The sequence below is a fragment of the Vibrio gelatinilyticus genome, assembly GCF_022836845.1.
Lineage (GTDB): Bacteria > Pseudomonadota > Gammaproteobacteria > Enterobacterales > Vibrionaceae > Vibrio > Vibrio gelatinilyticus.
In genome coordinates, this window is record NZ_JAJNNZ010000002.1 from 24,448 (window position 1) to 41,841 (window position 17,394).

13 protein-coding genes and 2 pseudogenes are annotated in these 17,394 nt (G+C 45.2%); 4 read left to right on the forward strand and 11 right to left on the reverse strand.

The window, feature by feature from the left end:
• Positions 1–49: 49 nt before the first annotated feature.
• Together LNL84_RS02275 and LNL84_RS02280 are read right to left on the reverse strand one after the other, a co-directional pair.
• Positions 50–2,896 (reverse strand): serine/threonine protein kinase, encoded by a 2,847-nt coding sequence (locus LNL84_RS02275; RefSeq protein WP_244354893.1) that lies wholly within the window; start codon positions 2,894–2,896, stop codon positions 50–52.
• A gap of 23 nt (positions 2,897–2,919) precedes the next feature.
• The gene (locus LNL84_RS02280; RefSeq protein ID WP_244354894.1) at positions 2,920–4,773 is read right to left on the reverse strand and encodes a hypothetical protein; all 1,854 of its coding nucleotides are present in this window, start codon (positions 4,771–4,773) and stop codon (positions 2,920–2,922) included.
• A gap of 451 nt (positions 4,774–5,224) precedes the next feature.
• Between LNL84_RS02280 and LNL84_RS02285 the strand changes: the two genes are divergently transcribed.
• On the forward strand, positions 5,225–7,075 hold the full coding sequence (locus tag LNL84_RS02285) for a hypothetical protein (protein ID WP_244354896.1): 1,851 nt from the start codon (positions 5,225–5,227) through the stop codon (positions 7,073–7,075).
• A 100-nt stretch (positions 7,076–7,175) separates the two neighbouring features.
• Here LNL84_RS02285 and LNL84_RS02290 read toward each other — a convergent pair whose 3' ends face one another.
• The 3 genes from LNL84_RS02290 to LNL84_RS02300 form a co-directional block, all read right to left on the reverse strand.
• Positions 7,176–8,177 (reverse strand): reverse transcriptase/maturase family protein, encoded by a 1,002-nt coding sequence (locus LNL84_RS02290; protein WP_244354898.1) that lies wholly within the window; start codon positions 8,175–8,177, stop codon positions 7,176–7,178.
• Between the two features lie 303 nt (positions 8,178–8,480).
• Complete coding sequence (avd, locus tag LNL84_RS02295) at positions 8,481–8,840, reverse strand: diversity-generating retroelement protein Avd (protein ID WP_244354900.1); 360 nt, start codon at positions 8,838–8,840, stop codon at positions 8,481–8,483.
• A gap of 77 nt (positions 8,841–8,917) precedes the next feature.
• Positions 8,918–11,812 (reverse strand): bifunctional serine/threonine-protein kinase/formylglycine-generating enzyme family protein, encoded by a 2,895-nt coding sequence (locus LNL84_RS02300; RefSeq protein WP_244354902.1) that lies wholly within the window; start codon positions 11,810–11,812, stop codon positions 8,918–8,920.
• A 207-nt stretch (positions 11,813–12,019) separates the two neighbouring features.
• Here LNL84_RS02300 and LNL84_RS02305 point away from each other — a divergent pair, with 207 nt between their 5' ends.
• On the forward strand, positions 12,020–12,451 hold the full coding sequence (locus LNL84_RS02305; protein WP_244354904.1) for a hypothetical protein: 432 nt from the start codon (positions 12,020–12,022) through the stop codon (positions 12,449–12,451).
• A 64-nt stretch (positions 12,452–12,515) separates the two neighbouring features.
• Here the strand turns inward: LNL84_RS02305 and LNL84_RS02310 are convergent, their stop codons facing one another.
• Positions 12,516–12,785, reverse strand: coding sequence for a hypothetical protein (locus LNL84_RS02310; protein WP_244354906.1), 270 nt, complete (start codon positions 12,783–12,785; stop codon positions 12,516–12,518).
• Between the two features lie 509 nt (positions 12,786–13,294).
• Here LNL84_RS02310 and LNL84_RS02315 point away from each other — a divergent pair.
• Positions 13,295–13,894, forward strand: coding sequence for a hypothetical protein (locus LNL84_RS02315; protein WP_244354907.1), 600 nt, complete (start codon positions 13,295–13,297; stop codon positions 13,892–13,894).
• Positions 13,895–14,223: 329 nt separating this feature from the next.
• Here LNL84_RS02315 and LNL84_RS02320 read toward each other — a convergent pair.
• Positions 14,224–14,806, reverse strand: a pseudogene (locus tag LNL84_RS02320) (tyrosine-type recombinase/integrase).
• Here LNL84_RS02320 and LNL84_RS02325 point away from each other — a divergent pair.
• Positions 14,796–14,948: pseudogene (locus LNL84_RS02325) on the forward strand (IS3 family transposase); the annotation flags it as partial. The pseudogenes LNL84_RS02320 and LNL84_RS02325 overlap by 11 nt on opposite strands.
• A gap of 3 nt (positions 14,949–14,951) precedes the next feature.
• Here the strand turns inward: LNL84_RS02325 and LNL84_RS02330 are convergent.
• The 4 genes from LNL84_RS02330 to LNL84_RS02345 all read right to left on the reverse strand — a co-directional run bounded on the left by LNL84_RS02330 (position 14,952) and on the right by LNL84_RS02345 (position 17,386).
• Entirely contained in the window at positions 14,952–15,158 is a 207-nt protein-coding gene (locus tag LNL84_RS02330; protein ID WP_244354908.1) for a hypothetical protein, read from the reverse strand.
• Positions 15,159–15,289: 131 nt separating this feature from the next.
• Positions 15,290–15,919, reverse strand: coding sequence for a hypothetical protein (locus LNL84_RS02335; protein WP_244354910.1), 630 nt, complete (start codon positions 15,917–15,919; stop codon positions 15,290–15,292).
• Between the two features lie 71 nt (positions 15,920–15,990).
• Positions 15,991–17,046 carry a helicase RepA family protein gene (locus LNL84_RS02340; protein ID WP_244354912.1) on the reverse strand — a complete coding sequence of 352 codons (1,056 nt, stop codon included), beginning with the start codon at positions 17,044–17,046 and terminating at the stop codon, positions 15,991–15,993.
• Positions 17,039–17,386, reverse strand: coding sequence for a hypothetical protein (locus tag LNL84_RS02345; protein WP_244354913.1), 348 nt, complete (start codon positions 17,384–17,386; stop codon positions 17,039–17,041). Before LNL84_RS02345 ends, LNL84_RS02340 begins: the two co-directional genes overlap by 8 nt.
• Positions 17,387–17,394: the final 8 nt, after the last annotated feature.

The window sequence follows — 17,394 nt, forward strand, 5'->3', positions numbered from 1 at the left end:
TTGAAATCTAAATTGAAGCGCAACAAAGGTGTCAGCCCGGAATTATTGATTAGCTCTTGAGCGCTTTACTACTTTGGCACAATTGCGAAATCTCTTTGACCATAGATTTGAGAGAGCGCTCCAAGTTAGTGCTATTTATTTCTATTGCGCCTGACTTAGACATAGAATCAACCCTATCATTAGAACCCCAGATATTCATTGCTTTACTTGAAAAGTCAAAGCGATGCTCATACTCCTCATCATAACGCCAAGTGTTTACCCAGCTATATTCGGTATAAAAACTGCCATTACGATCCATGCGAAGATCACTACTGAGCTTATAAGTATGTTTCTCATATTCGACATATATAATGCACGGTCGACTAGCGGAGTATGAAACATCAAAGTCAGCTTTTAGCTTTCTGCGATGGGTTTCACTTGAATAAGAGGTATCCGTACTGTTTTCAAGCTTTGATTTTAAGCTCTTCATTAGCTTAACAACCTTTTCCATGTTGCTCTTATATTGCTTTTCCTGTTCAGCTTTTTTACGAGCTGCTTCTTCTTTGGCTTTTTTCAACCTAGCAGCCTTAGCCCATTTACTTTTGATTTGAGCAATTTCAGCGTCATAACCGCCAAGTAAATCTCGAAAACTTTGCGAAGCTTGGCTATAGCTTTGCTTGGCATCTGAATATAACCCTTGCTTAGCTAAGCCTTGCCCTCTAGTTTGCAGGGCCTTGGCCTCTGTTTGTTTTGGTGATTGCAATGAGTATTTTTTGATTGCGGCCAACAATGCCGCTTGAGATTTTTGGGCGTTTATTTTTTCTGCGCTAATCAGTTGTGCTTGCTCTAATTCCTGCACCAGTAGTAGCTTGCTTTCAATAAACGCCTTGTTTGCTTCGGTAAACTGGCCTTCACTGCTTACTTTCAAGGCTAATTGGTAGGCGGATAGCCCTTGTTTTGCCTGCTCTGAATAGCCATAGCCCTGCTCAGTTAAATAGGCTTCAAGCTTAGTTTTCGCGTTTGTAGTTTGGATTTTTAGAGCATCGACCTCTTTGACTTGCATCAGTGCCTGCACCAGTAGTGGCTCACTTTCAGTAAATGCGTTGCTTGCTTGGGTAAACTGGCCTTCACTTCGCGCTTGACGAGCATTGTGATAAACCATTAACGCTTGCTTCACCGCCTCCGATTGACCATAACCTTGTTCAGAGAGGTAAGACTCAAGAGCGATTTTCGCCTTGGTGGCTTTAGTCTGGCTAACATACAGGGATTTACCGGCACCGAACTCTCGCCAAAGGTTTTGATAGCCCGTCTTAACTTCTTCAAGCAGCACTAACGCCTGAGCACTCTGCTGTTCATTGAGGTTTTGATTGCGAAGCAAGGTTTGCGCTTGAGCCAGTTTGCCTTCCAGCTCAGGGATGAGATTGCCATCAACCAAGTAATCTTTCGTCAAGCGTTCGGCAAGTCGAAGCGGTTCAAGGTTGTTACTGTTATTACGCTCGGCATCGCGTAAATCTGAAGTTAAATCACGCACGCCATTATCGAAGCGGCGAGCGATGGTTTTGATTTCCCCTTGCAGCCTACCTGCTTGCGCTTGATGCTCGGCAATGAGGGCTTTATCGACTGGAGTTAAATCGGCAATAATGCTATCGAGCCAACCTTGCTGATAAGCAAAGCCAGTGCCAGCCAAAAGTGCAATGGAGAGCGCAACAGGGACAAACTTGTTGCTGGTATGACTGCTGCTCTTGCTTATCTGAGTGATTTGGGCTTTAGCAGGCTTAGCCGTGCTAGTTAGAGCTTGATTGAAAGTCGTGATGTCAGCAAAGCGTTGGTCTGGCTTGTTCGATAACGCTTGGTCTACGGCATCGGATAGCCCTTGAGGCACATCTGCTCTTACTTCGCATAAACTTTCAATTCGACCTGTTGGCACTTCACCTGTCAGCATTTCATATAAAAGGACCGCTAAAGCGTATTGATCGGCACGACCATCAATCGTTCCCATTCCTTTGAGTTGCTCGGGTGCCATATAATAAGCAGTGCCTGTAGCGGCGCCTGTTTGGGTGCGCTGGGTGTTGCTGAGCACGCGAGCAATGCCAAAGTCCATTAGCTTTACGCTGCCATCTTCACATAAGAAGATGTTCTCTGGCTTAATATCACGATGCACTGTGTGCTGGTGAGCGTACTCAAGGGCATCGCAAAGTTTGTTGATGATGTCTAAGGCATCATCGACTTCCATTTGCTGGTTGAGTTGCTGCTGATTGCTGAGCAAAGCACGCAGCTCTTGTCCTTCGAGCAGCTCCATGGTTAAGAATAGGTGCTCACCGTCTTGCTGAACATCGAAGACGTTAATGACGTTCGGGTGAGACAAATTGCTCGACAACTTGGCCTCGTCCATAAAACGCTGCTTAGCACGCTCACTTTGCGATAAATGCGGCAACACCATTTTAATCGCTATAGCTTGTTCCTTCACTTCATCAAAAGCAGCATAAACCACACCCATTCCGCCATGGCCGAGCACTTCGGTAATGCGGTAACGGTTAGCTAGCTTATGACCGATGGGTAAGGCTGTCACTTGACTTGCTGTCATCAAAGAACCAGTATCAAAATCGGTTCCAGATAGCGGCATATCCGCCATCATGGTTTGGCTCAGTGATGAACTAGCCGAAGGGGTCGATTGCGTCGTCTCTGGCTGGTTGTTAGCCTCATTAGCTAACTCAGTTAATAACCATTGAGCAACCTGCTCTAGGTCTACTTTTGATTGTCGAAACTTGTCCGCTAATGCTGGTGTGGGTGCTGAACTGATTTTATCATCCAACAACCGATGCTTTTCCACTAACGCTTTTTTAATCGCAGCTTCTGGCTGACTGGCTAACGCTTCATCCGTTAGCCCAAGCTTTTGCTTTGCTTGATTGATATCCATATTGGGTTGCCTGATTCTCTATTTTAGGATGCTTGTAACTGGTTGATCAGGTTTTCTACCTGACGTTGCAATTGATTAAGTGGTTGCGTCTGCATCTGCAGTTGGCGAAGTTGCTGTTCAACAACCGCAATACGCTGGTTGGCTTGTTTGGCCTCAAACTGTTGCTGCTGGCGTTTTTCTTCTACGTGGGTTTTGTGCTGACTCTCTAGCTCGCTGAGCCAATGACGTTTTTGCTGATCTAAAAAGCGGTTGATTTGATTCACTTTCAAACGGTTTGTTTCAGAGACCAATCGCTTAGCGATGTTATTCACTTCTCCACGAACTTTATGCAGCTCTTTTTCCATTCTTGCGGCTTCTTCTTTTGGAAAAGAAATGTAAGAGTAAATCACACCAGCAAAAAATAGTGGCAAGCCGAGCAACATAAGCACCGAACGAAGATTAGGGCTAAGCGCCCCCAACACCATACCGACAAACATCAAGCCCATCATCGCTTGGCGACCAGCGCCTAATCGCGCCAAAAAACCTTGGTGCGGCAACTCACCTTGATAACGAATTTCTAGCCCCAGCACTTCTTGTAGCTCTTGTTGAAGGCGAGATTTAGAAAACGTGTGTGACGATAATTGATACTGCTCAGTTTGTGGGTGGTTCTTGACTAACGTAGTGATATTCGCCAAACCTTGTTCAAGTGTTAACACATCTTGAATCAAAAACTGGTCACTTTGCTGTTTGATCACTGCTAACAATTGCTTCTGATAGTCTTCACTTAAGCTGAGTTTTATGATTTTGTGCTGCTTTTGTTGGTCAAGTCCATCAACATCCAACTTTTCAATAAATGCCGCTAAGTTAACAGCGTTAGTTGCATTGGGCGTTTCGCGCTTACGGCTCAGTTCCGCTAGATTCTTACTTAGCTCATTAAACTCATCATTAATGCGCTGTTTTAACGTGCTATCAAGCATGATGGATTCGGCATTTCCATGGCCAGTACGATCCGTTTGGCGACTTTCACGTTTTTTACGATTGGTGAGCTTTTTCGCTTGCTGCTCAAATTCATCATTTAACGCATCAACCCCTTGAAGCAGAGCATTACTTTGACTTAGTAAGTTCAGTTTTTGACGAAGTGGGTCATTTGAGTTGGTGAGAATCTCTGGGATTGAAGTTTCCACCGCTTCGGTTAATAACTGTTCTGGCAAGCGTATTGGGCAACGAAAACGGTTGAACCAGCCATTGTCGGGTAGCTGTAACCCTTTGGTGAGATCAGGCACATGGATTAGTGGCCAAAAGCCTTGCATTTGAGCCGTCAATTGCTCCAACTCTCTCGCATCTTCTTCGGTTAGCTCAGCTTCTGCTTCCCCCGCAATGGCTAGAACGTTACTGTTCATCAGCACCCGAGTTAATGCCGCTGGGTAGGTTTTTAGGGTGGTGATAGTATCGGGGATATAAATCGTTAGGTTTTGTAGGCCTTTTTCGCTTGGCACATCCAACTTGAGGCTTTGAGGCGTATCTCCAAAAGAGAGCCCTTCACCCAGCACCTTTTCTAAACTTGTCCAATCATCAAACTCTTGACGCGTGCCGTTCTGCTCTAGGCTGTAACCTTGTTTTTTAAGCGTAATTTCTAGTAAACCGATCGCTTTTTCGTGATTAATGGCGAAAACACTATATTCTTGCCCATAGAGCCAGTTAATAGCCGCATTTCGGGCAGTACCGGATAGCCCGATTAGGGTGAGGTGGAAATCCTGACTTTGGGACTGAGTAGCAAGGTGTTGAAACTTCTCGCTAAGCGGTGTTTGTGCTTGACCAAGCTCTAAAGCTTGACTGATATCTACCGCCTGTTGACTAGATGTACTGAACTGTTGGCGCAGCAGTGCCAAATTTTCCATGTAATTCCTATCCTTATAAACTTGCTGGGTGCAAATCTTTACTTTTTAGTTTTTTGACACAGCAAATCAGTAAATTGTGATAGACGTGAACCTTGAAACGTTGCTAACGTGTTAATCATCAATTATGGCTGCTTACATCTATTCTACTCATTAACATTCTTAATTCCAAGGTGTGATAAGAGGCCTACCTCCCCAGAAATCCTATATAAAACGGGGACTGACTCGTTATTATTTAAAATCCATTCACTCATCAAATAGTATTGCAGCCACTCCATTCACACTAATGATAAATATCAAAGCAAATAGTACCTAACAATTTCACAACAACAATAGTGGGAATGACAATGTTATAAATTCCGCTACACTAAGCAAATCAGGGAAGCTGCTTCGTAATAAATTATGGCAGCAGCGATATACAAAATGTCATTGGATGGAAACAAAGGTCACCATTATGCCTTCAAGTGAACTTAACGCTATGCGAACGAATCTAGAGCAGCAACTGGCCGAAGCCAGAGCTCAGGCTGAGAAAATACAACAACTGGCTCAAAACTCTGAGCTTGATAGACAGCGGGCACAAAATGAAGCTTCGCTGGCTCAGCAACAAAGTGAAGCGAGTCAGCAGTCTGCGAGCCAAGCTCAGCAGCAAGCACAAGCATCAACTCAAGCAAGCAGCCAGGCTCAAAAAGATGCCGACAATGCCAATCAAAACGCGAGTCAAACCCAACAGCATTCCGAACAAGCCGCTCAAGCGAGTCAATCTGCTCAGCAACACTTTAATACTGCAAACCAAGCGGCAAGCGATGCGCGAGAACAAGCTGCGAATGCAGCAAGAGCCTCTGATAGCGCAAGCAGTGAGGCGGCAGAAGCACGCCAAGCATCTAGCCAAGCAAGCAGCGCAGCAAGTGAAGCACAAACTGAAGCTCGTACGGCGCAAAGCGCCGCTAGTGATGCTCAATCAGAGCTGACTGCTGCAACCACAGCGGCCGCGATGGCTGGGCGAGCTGCAAGTGAAACGAGCCAGTCACAATCGCAAGCAGCGCAAGCCGCTAGTGAAACGGAGCAAGCTCAATCTTCCGCGCAAAATGCACAATCGCAAGCAGAAAACGCGAGCCAAGGAGCACAAAGCGCTCAATCACAAGCCGAAGGAGCAAATCAACACGCTCAAGCGGCTCAATCTGATGCACAAACTGCGTCGCAACAAGCGCAACAATTCCAATCCTCCGCAGATTTGGCCAGCCAAAGTGCGCAATCCGCGCAACAACAAAGTCAGCAAGCGAGTCAAGCCAGTGCACAGGCTCAAACTCAAAGCGAAACCGCGAAAGACGCATCCTTAATGGCACAAAGTCAAACAGAGCAAGCACAACAACAGGCGGCGCAAGCCAGCGCTGAAGCTCAAGATGCACAAAATGAAGCAGAAACCGCCAAGGACGATACGTTGACTGCTCAAACAGCGGCCCAAGCGGCCAGCGAAGCCACCAGTGCTGCACAAGCTTCAGCGCAGGCCGCAGCGCAAGGTGCGGCTGAACAGCAGCAACAGGCGCAAACTGCCAACGAAAAAGCCACCGAGTTTGCTGAGAAAAGCAATCAAGCCGCTCAGCAAGCATCCAGCGACCAAAGCACTGCTGCGAACGCAGCCTCACAAGCACAAAATTTTGCAGGCAATGCGGAATCGGCACAGTCCACAGCACAAACAGCGTCAAGTTCAGCGCAATCGGCTAACAATGAGGCGCAAAGTGCACAAAGCCAAGCACAAACTGCCGCCAGTCAAATTGAAGCTGAACTGAGTAAAGCCGCAGAAAGTGCTTCTTTAGCAGATAATGAAGCAGAGCAAGCCAGTAGCGCGCTGCACAGTATTCAACACCTTAGGAATGAAGCGTCTCAAGCAAATGCTGTTGCAATGCAAGCAAAAGCCGATGCCCTTGCAGCCAAAGAAGAGGCTGAACAATTATTGGCTCAAGCACGAGATGCTGCCAACCAATTAGTGGGTGTTTTGGAACAGATGAGAAGCCAAGGCGAAGCCGCGGTGCAAGATGCACTGCAACACGCAGCCAAAGCTGAGAGTTATATGACAAACGCAGGTGAGCATATGATTCAAGCCGGTAACCACTGCACTCAAACTCGAATGTTTATGGAGGCGGCCGGCGAAGCCAAAGGCGAAACGGAAAGCTGTAAGGATGATGCCATTAGCCTGAAAGTCAGCATTGAGGGCAGCGTATCAGACGCAAAAAGCTCTGCCTCGAATGCTGAGCAAAGTGCCCGTGATGCCGCCGAGGCTGCGTCTCGAGCTGAGCGATTTGCTTAAGATTTAACTTTCCCTAATAGTGAAGCGCCATATGTGGCGCTTTATTTTTACCCTCTGGAATTACCGCTGATGCTGTATGACAACTCAAAAAGCCTTTCGATTATTGGGCTGACACAGCCCAATTCAAGGGAGAAATTATCGCCCTTCTCAAACCAACACTTTCACCATGAACAGCATGACCAATCCACGCCATCATCGACGCCTTGACGAAATCAAGAGGCAGCTTGCCTTGTATATAGCGCCGATGTTTTTGACGATACTTTCGCGCAAAACGATAGCCATTATCATTGCGCACCCAGCGACGCGTCGAACTTACTTTATAGCCCAGCATATCGACTTTTTGTACTGTTCTTAGCAGGCTTTGCTTGCGAGGATGCAACACTAACCCAATTGCAACAAGTTCAGATTCAATGACGTTTTGAATTGCCCACAATTGCGATTTACAGTTAGACATAATAGTTAAGTCATCAACGTAACGCAGATAAGCAGGTGATTGGCTTGCTACCTTGTGGTCTAGCTCATTAAGAAATAAATTAGCAAAACACTGACTGGTTAAATTACCCATTGGCAACCCGACCAACTGCTGAGGAGACTTTAATAGTTCTCGAATCAAAAAAAGCAACGGCTTGTCTTTAATAACACGCTTGATTTTATCAAATAGTATTTTGTTATTTATACTGGCGAAAAAGGAACGTATATCGAGTTTCAGCACATATCGATACTTTCGTGCCCATACCTGATAAACATTGACAGCCAAATGCGCCCCCTTACCTTTGCGGCAGGCGTAACTGTGATGATAGAACCGAGCCTCAAAGATAGGCTCCAGTACATTCATGATGGCATGGTGTAGTACCCTATCTCGGAACGGTGCCGCGCTAATCTCTCTTGGTTTTCTATCGAAAATAATAAACTTTCGATAACCGCCAAACCGATAGCTGCCTGAGCGAAGCTCTGCTTGCATGGCAAATAGCTCCGCCTCTAACTGGTAACTAAATTGGGCCACTTTCACTTGATTGCGTTTGCCCTTAGCTGCCTTTTTATAGGCTAAATACAAATTTGAAAAGCTAGTGACTTTATCCCAAAGATTACCCAGTCTTTTCATAAGCCTTCACCCCTTTTGGTCCCTACTCGATTTGAAGGCGCTATCCATAGCGTAACTATTCAAAATAATTTCCTTATTATTTTAAGATAAGCATTCATGGGCACATCATTTACACGCTGCGTAACCCTTGAGTTACCGCACTCTGGCAGTGATGCGAACTGGACTAAACGAAAGCCATTATTGTTGTTGCGATTGCCAAGCGAATTGTTGTTGCGATTGGCTGAGCGCAGATTTCTCGGATTATTGTTCCAAGACCCGCCGCGAAGCAGACTTTCGATAGATGCTTACCTTTTTGTCCATAATTTAATTCTGTGACGCCCCCTTTCGCCAGCCTCCGACTTGATTGCCAATATCCACCACATATTGGCTGCCCGTTTCATAGCTTTTGATATTAATGACCTTTAGCTCAAAGCTAAGGCGCCATAAGTGGCGCAATAGGTTTAAATTCCGATTAGCCTTATCTAACCATTGCAACTTATGCCTGGTCGTTGCATACCCTGCCTCAACTAAGCAAGAGAGCAGTGCTAAGGCGCAACGTTCTATTTTTTCACCTAGGCTAAAGCGTCTATTCTTAGGGAACTGATCGAGCTTTGGTATTAGCCATATTAGATACTGGTGGCAGTTCTCCACCACAGCAATGCTGCCTGGCTTGTTCATTGTCATCGTTACCTACGCCCTTTTCTTGGCTAATATCAGATTAAAACCAAGAAAAGGGAAAAAGAAAAAAGTGTAAAGGGAAATTATTGGCCCTGGACTAAACGAAAGCCAAAACTGTTGAAGCGAATGCCAAGCGAATAGTAGCTGCGAGGGGCTGAGCGCAGATAACTCGGAACACTGTACCAAGACCCGCCGCGAAGCACCCGTCTTTCACACTCGCCTGACTTCCAAGCGTTGCCGTTTCCGGGTGCGCCATGGTAGTTGTCATTCCAGCAATCTTGCGTCCATTCCCATACATTACCATGCATGTCATAGAGGCCAAAGCGGTTGGCTGAGAAGCTTTTTACGGGTGCGGTTTTGCTGTCATCCCAACGACTGCCACAGCCATCACAGTTGGCTCGATTACTACCAATGCTATTGCCCCAGCTGTATTTGCTTTGGCTCCCTGCGCGGGCAGCATATTCCCACTGCGCCTCACTCGGCAGGCTAAACTTAAGACCAGTCGTTTTATTCAGCCATGGAATAAACTGCTGGGTAATGTCTTTATAGCTGACGTTGATGACAGGGCGGCTGCCACGCCCCCAGTTTTGGTCATCTGGTCTATGCGAGCAGCCACCAGCGGCCACGCAAGCATCCCACTGGGCAAAGGTGACTTCGTGTTCCATCATCTTAAAACTTTTCAGCGTCACGCGATGTACAGGCTTTTCATCGTCAACTTGACTATCATTGGAGCCCATTCTAAAGCTACCAGCGGGGATGGTCACTAACTTACCAACCAAGCGAACTGCTTTTGCCGCCTTCTCTCGTGCCGCCTTCTCTCGTGCCGCCTTCTCTATCGCCGCTTTAGCCGCTTTAGCCGCTTTAGCCGCTTTAGCCCATTGTGCTTCAACATTGGCGATATCACCAGATAACCCATTAAGCAATTGTTGGTAGTGTTGCGCAGCTTGGCTATAGCTTTGCTTGGCTTCTGAATATAAGCCTTGCTTGGCTAAGCTTTGCCCTTTAGTTTGCAGGGTATTGGCCTCAGTTTGTTCTGGTGATTGCAATGAGTACTTTTTGATTGCGGCCAGCAATGCGGCTTGAGCTTCTTCTGCTTTTATTTTTTCTGCGCTAATCAGTTTTGTTTGCAACAGTGCCTGCACCAGTAGCGGTTCACTCTCAGAAAACACCTTGTTTGCTTGAGTAAAATGCCCTTCACTGCGTGCTTTCAAGGCTAATTGGTAGGCGGATAGCCCTTGTTTTACTTTTTCGGATTGACCATAGCCTTGTTTAGCTAGATAGGCTTCAAGCTGGGCTTTCGCGCTGGTCGCCTTAGTTTGGCTGGCATAAAGACTTTTGCTGGCATTAAATTCTTGCCATAAGTTTTGATAGCCAGCTTTAACTTCTTCAAGTAGCAATAGTGCTTGAGCACTTTGCTGTTCATTAAGGTTTTGAGTACGTAACAAAGTTTGTGCTTGCGCAAGCTTACCTTCCAGCTCTGGGATGAGATTGCCATCAACCAAGTAATCTTTCGTTAAGCGCTGGGCAAGTCGAAGCGGTTCAAGGTTGTTACTGTTATTACGCTCGGCATCGCGCAAATCCGAGGTTAAGTCACGCACCCCGTTATCGAAGCGGCGAGCGATGGTTTTGATTTCCCCTTGCAGCCTACCTGCTTGCGCTTGATGCTCGGCAATGAGGGCTTTATCGACTGGAGTTAAATCGGCAATAATGCTATCGAGCCAACCTTGCTGATAAGCAAAGCCGCTCCCCGCCATCACGGCCAGAGAAAGCGCAATTGGCACCAGTTTGTTGCTGCCTTTTGGATAAGTTGTCGGTTGCGTTTTTAGATTGGAAGTATTCGATATATTGCTTTTGATACCTATGGTTGTAGCAAGGGCTAATTTGAGTTCAGCCGCGTCACTTGGCCTGTCTTCGGCTTTTGTCTCTAAAGCTTTGTCAACAGCATCTGACAAGCCTTGTGGTATTTGGTCATTCAGCTCGGTAAGCGACTTAAAACGCCCCGTTGGCACATCTCCTGACAGTAATTCATAAAGCATCACCCCGAGGGCATAAATATCTGCTCTCTGGTCAACTTTACTGGTGCCTTTGAGTTGTTCAGGTGCCATGTAATAGGCAGTCCCTGTTGCAGCGCCAGTTTGGGTGCGTTGGGTATTGCTCATTACGCGCGCAATACCAAAATCCATCAACTTAACCTCACCTTCTTCATCAAGCCAGATATTCTCAGGTTTGATATCACGGTGAACCGTCTGTTTATGGGCGTAGCTTAGAGCGTCACATAAGGAATTGGCAATGTTCATTGCCTCATCTACATCAAAGGGCACATTAGCAGCTTGACGAGCTTCAATTAACGCTCGTAAGTCTTGGCCTTCAAGGAGCTCCATGGTGAGAAAAACTTGGTCACCTTGTTGCTGTACATCGAACACATTAACGATATTTGGATGCGATAACTGGCTTGAGAGCTTGGCTTCATCCATAAAACGAGATAACGCCTTAGGGTTATTCACCAAGTGTGGTAACAGCGTTTTAATCGCGATGCTCTGCTCTTTGATGTTATCAAATGCTTGGTAGACAACGCCCATTCCACCTTGACCGAGCACACCCTCAATACGATAACGCCCAGCCAGCTCATACCCAGCCCGTAAGGTATTGACAGTGCCTTGCGATACCGAGCTAAACTGAGTGCCCGACAAGGGCATATCCGCCATCATGGTTTGGCTGATTGAAGGAGATTCTGTTGCTAAAGCTGATGGCTTGGCTGCATTGTCCGCCAAACTTGCTCTTAATACTCGAGCCGCTTTTTCAGCATCGTTGAGACGCTGTTGATACTTATCGACTAACGCTTTCGTCGGGGCGGTTTCAATTTTTTCACGCAGCATCATTTGCTGCTTGGTTAATGCTTCGTTGATTTCATCGTTGGAAAGGGGCGCGCTTTGGTCACTACCTAGGCTAAGGTATTGCCTGGCTTGGCTTAACTCCATTGTATCCGTACTCTTTTACTGACTGTATTATCTATTATTTAACAATCTCATTCCCCCTCTTGCAATATCTAATTTTCATAGATGTTGATTTATCATTCGATTGCGCCAAAGACAGAACCAATAACTCAATGGCCATGTAAATAACTGCTATATTTTTCACTCGGTAAGCTACATAAGTCAGATTCAAATAATTACAACGGTATTAACATGTTACGTTGGTTAAAGTTAAAAATTGCATTAAACAGATTAGCTCGATATCAAATTCGTATCGATAATATTTTGCTATTTGTCCCTTTTAGCTCTCATGAGCTTCAAGGCATCTTAAAGGCCATGGTGCAAGGTCAACAAACAGACGCTAAGCGAAAGTTCGCTAACCGTCATCATTGGGGGCGAACCGGAGAGCTGGTTAGTGTGGCAGCGAGTGATATAGATGTTGTCGTTATAAAACATATTGAGGCTAGCCCTGATTCTTTTGGACTATCTGAGCTGCTTGCAATAAAAAGAGATGTCGAGCATGAAAAGGCGCTCTTTATTGAGTCTTTTGATGCCGATGATGAGTCTGGCTATGGTAGAGCAACCTTCGGTGAATTTCTAACAGGACTGGACGAGCTGGCTGGCTATGTAAAAGCGGAAAATTAGTACCGCGTTTCGATAGCTAACCTGATGACATTTAGTGCCCGATTACAGCGACCACCTACTAAAGCTATAAGCAATTTAAATCGATGACTGCTTTTACTTGTTGTCTATTATCAGTGATTGATGTTTGTAGTTGCTTGGCTGCGGTCACTCGTACCTTTGTCACATGTTTGTCTATGCAACCACTTATGCAATCACCACTTGCCTTGATGAAATAGTAAGTGCGGGATTTGTCTTCTAAATCAAGGCAGATCTGACTGCCATCTCCCAAGTTTTGATTGGTGGAACTTGAAGCTATGCCCTCGATTTCAGCATAACGTTTGGCAAGCTCAGGCACGTTGTAGTTTCCTTTAAATGTCAGTGACTTGGTATTTGGCATTACCCTAAAATCGGTGAATCCTTCGACTTTATAGGTATGATTTAACTCATCCCAAGCTTGATAACGACCTTGTTCATAGGCCGTTAGAGCTTCTGGTTCGAATGTAATAAATAGATTGTTTAGCTTCCATTTTGACCATGTTGAGATAGAGCGTAAGTGGGGATGACGCTGGTATATCGTTTGTAAATCCTCAGTAATTCGTGAGTCAATAGAGAGTCCGGCCTCGGGCCTCTAGCGTGCCGTATCGCAACAAGCTCTGCAGTTCCCTGCAACTTAGATAGGGAATCATCTTTAAGTGTTGACGAGGTATCTTGCAAGCTAGCGTAAACGCAATTTACTGTTAAGCCGCAGATTAATGCGAAAAAAGGGTTTTATTATGCACTCATGACTCCAACGTTTTCAGTAGTATCAAAGATCAAAATAAGCATAATAAGACTCTAAGGGACACATTCAAATAAAGAGATTCTATGCTGCGTTTTCTAACGATCATCACTATGTGGTTAATTCTTGGCTTTTCGGCTGCAAGTTATAGCCAAGATAAGCCTTATCCTTACTATTTATTGAAAGTTCCCTCACCAACCGAGTCCATTGACGATAGCATGCCAGTTATTGGCTTCGAACTTGATGCCTCAGATTTATACCACTTCATGCAAAAGCAAATTCAAACACAGGCTATCTTCTTTTTCTCTATTGAGCTTCCTTGGTCACTAAAGCAAGCATCACTGAGTCGCTTTACGGCGATTGATTACCAACATTTTAGTGAAGATGGTGAGCAATACTATGCGCCCATGGGTAAAGCGGAGTTCTTGTTGCCCAATCTAGATAGTTTCAAACATGGCTTTTTTCGTCAGCGTGATTTTAGAGGACCTGAAACGACACAATACCAAGGCTTCTATCAGGTTTTCAAAATGCACTGCTTTAGTGGACTATGCAGTTATCAACTGCGCCTTGTCGCCCCCTCTCCTGAACAAGCGCAAGCAACTTACCAGACGGTTTACTCTCAGCTAGAGAACGACTATCTACATGATCCTGACTTACGGCTGCTGTATGTATCACAAGAACCTTGAGCTGAATAGAGAATGGGCGCTGTCATGGTAAGTAACTTGCGATTAAGCTGTTTTGGGGTTGATGAGTATTTAACAGTGGAACGGGCATGACTGGTTTAACAGGTAGGCTTTTTAGGCGGGCAATCCATTTCAAACTCAACACATTCCATCTTCAATATCTCACGCATCAAGGCATGGCATCACAACGCAACGTCGATGTATTTGATATAAAAACAGCCTTCATGAAAGCACAAATACGCCAATCACGAGACAAATCAAACCAAACAATATTGGATTAAATCAATATTGTTGATAACAATGAGATACCTTTCGTTAACTACCTAATCGTCCTATGATTCAATCCCTTCTGAGATGTTCAATGCATCTTCAATTTCTACACCCAGATAACGAATAGTATTCGTCTAATTTCACGTGCCCTAGTAATAGTTGTACAGCCCGTATATTTTTAGTTCGAGCGTAAATCAATGTCGCCTTGGTGCGGCGCATGGAATGCGTTCCATAGAGATAGGGATCGTAGCCAAGTTCCGTTGCCCAGCGGCGAATAATGGTGGCATAGCAACTATAGCTCAAAGGCCTCCCTTGTTTACGGGGACTGGGAAACAGATAGTCTTGAGCCGAAAGTTGACTATAAATCAACCATTAAGTTAATGATTGTGCAGTGCGTGAAGTGTTCTCAAACTGTACCTCTCTGCCCGTTTTACTTTGGCTGTAAAGCACACGATCTTGAATCACACCACCGGAAGAAATATCCCTCACTTTCATTCTTAGCAAGTCACAAGAACGCAACTTGCAATCGATGGCGAGATTGAGCAGGGCCAATTCCATGATATTGCCTTCGATTTCTAGTCTAGTGCGAATTCGCCAGATATCTTCGAGCTTGAAGGGTGCCGACGGTAGGTTACGTAGCTTTATTGAAGCTCAACAAGAAATTACTCGATACATAATTCAGTATTACTGTCAGGTCAGGCCCCATCAATATAATGGAGGGCTGACACCCAACGAGTCAGAACGATTGTTCTGGTTAAACTCTAAGAGCGTGGCCAATATCAGTTGACCACTACATACCGCTCCCCCAAGCTGAGTTAAGGTTTAAGACATAGTTCCTTTCCCTGTCTTCCCCTTCACGGCTCTCATCAAAGCCTTGGGATACTAGAAATCGTGTTAGAAACTCCGCATATCTCACGTGCCCTAACATGTCTTCTGGGAAGTGCTCCCCATCAATCTCTATACTTGCTGACCAATTGAACTTAATATCTGCAGCCATAGTCCCTCCTACAAATAGACTAATGGTATCTTGACTGCATATGGTTTTAAATTGAAAGGCTAAAAATGGAAAGTATGAGGTAGTGCTAGTTTTATCAGGACGATAATCGACTTTATGATAACGAAGCAAACTCACCAATCAATGTAATATGTCACCTTATCATCTTCTTGGCTCTCTCTATCCCGAATATTTATGGTCTGCTCAATCATCTTTATTTGAACTTTGTCTTTTTCGACAAGTATCGCATCCCGCCCAAGCTTAGATAGGGTTGCCGATAAGGACTCGATACGAGCAATAGTTCGCTCTTCTGCCTCCATGCTCTTAAGTAACAGTTCTGAAAGCGCGACTTTCATTTCAACGTCACTGCACTCTCTGACCTGAGCTTCTATATTTGAGCGATACTTCATAACCGATACCAAACGAGAACGGCACGCCAGTAACTCATCCTCTAAGCTTTTTACTTGAAGGGCAAGCTCCACATCATCTTCATTTAATAGACTGGAGTAACCGCCATGTTTACGTGCAATTTGATTGCCTTTAGAAAATGAGGTTTGGTTCGCTTTCTGAGGCTGAGACTCGATCACATTTTGCCGTTTCGTTTCTGGTGAGTTTTTTGCGACCTGCTTTATATCCTTAACACTGATTTGCTTTCTAGCAGATTGGTAGTCCACTTGGTTTTGCTGACACCACCCTTTTAAACTAACTCCCGTTTCTAAGTATGCCTGTTGGTATAACTGCCGATTTTTGTTCCAATCCGTCACAAGATTCTCCTTACTGAAATTTATCCTCCCCTCCGCCTCTTGTGTAGGGAAGAAGCGGAGGGGAGGAGTGTTTAGGCTTTATCCACCATGCAGTGCAGTTGGCCATGTTGTTCAATAACTACGCCTCTATTCTGTAACCTCTGTAATGAGCGACTAAAGTTCTTAACTGGATAACCGAGAGCTTTGAAGTCATCTCTTATAATTTCTCTTACCGTCGACTCACCTGAGGCAGATCTAGAGCGTATTATTTCCCACAGAGCAACTTGGACAGGACTCATCTCACTTTTTTCCGGATGACTATCAACATCTGGTACCTCTCTTGCTTCATCACTATCGACGCTCAATGAGTAGATATTCTTCCCCTCATGATTAGTGAAAACCATTACAGGCTTTAAGGTATAAGCAGCAGGTTTTATGGGCTGGTCATCTTTCATTTTCTCGCAACTGAGTGTCAGACTCTCGCCTTCGGAATCATCACTCGGATTTTTCACCACTTTAAACTCAAAATCACAAGCAGCACGCAACGCAGAACTACCTCGCGCAGCATTGGCTTCGTTCTTCCCACTATGGTGAACGATAAGCACTGAGACTTTCATCATGGCTTTCAGCATGTCACAGCCGGAAACAAAGAAGTTCATATCCCGCGTACTGTTCTCATCTGCACCATTAAAGCACCGTGCTAATGTATCGAAGACCACCAGCTCTATCTGAGTATTTTCAACCTCCTCTATTTGTTTAATCGTCGACATCAACGCATTAAGTGAACGAGGGTCTGCGATGTGTACAGGCTCATATATTGAGTAAAAGTTTTTTGCTGCCCCTCCCTTGAGGTTGGCACGCTCCCACGCTTTAATCCGACGCGGAGCACCTATTCCACCCTCCGCTACCACATACAATACAGCTGCTTTCTTAACGTTACGGCCACTCCATGTCTTTCCTGTCGCAATGTGTGCGGCCCAGTCCATAACAAGAAAGGACTTAAATGAACCACTCGGGCCATAGACGACACCAAATGAGTTCGCAGGCAAGATGCCTTCAATGAGGTAGTCGACTTGTACGTCATACCCCGTTGATCCTGATGTCCATGGGTAGAGTCTTTCGTTGCTCTGCGATACATAACTAACCATGTTCACCTCTCAAATTTACTCGTTTATAATCAGCAATCTTCTGTTTTAGCTCAGACTTACTGGTGAACGAACCATCCCAATCTGCTCTCATTACCAGTTGTGAATTAACGTACTGGTTATAGATATACTCAGCCCCATCTCGGGTCAGAATCAACCTTCTGTCGGACCCTTTAAAGAAGAAGTCTTTAACTTGAACGTGAGGCTTATAACCCCCCCGCACTTTCTTGAGCAGACGCCCGTCAGCTAAGTCTTCTAGCGTCAGCCTCTCATCTAAACCATTCATGAACATCATCGCTACTAGTAAAGAGTTAGCTGGTGTATTTGGTTTTATATAAGACATAATCAGCA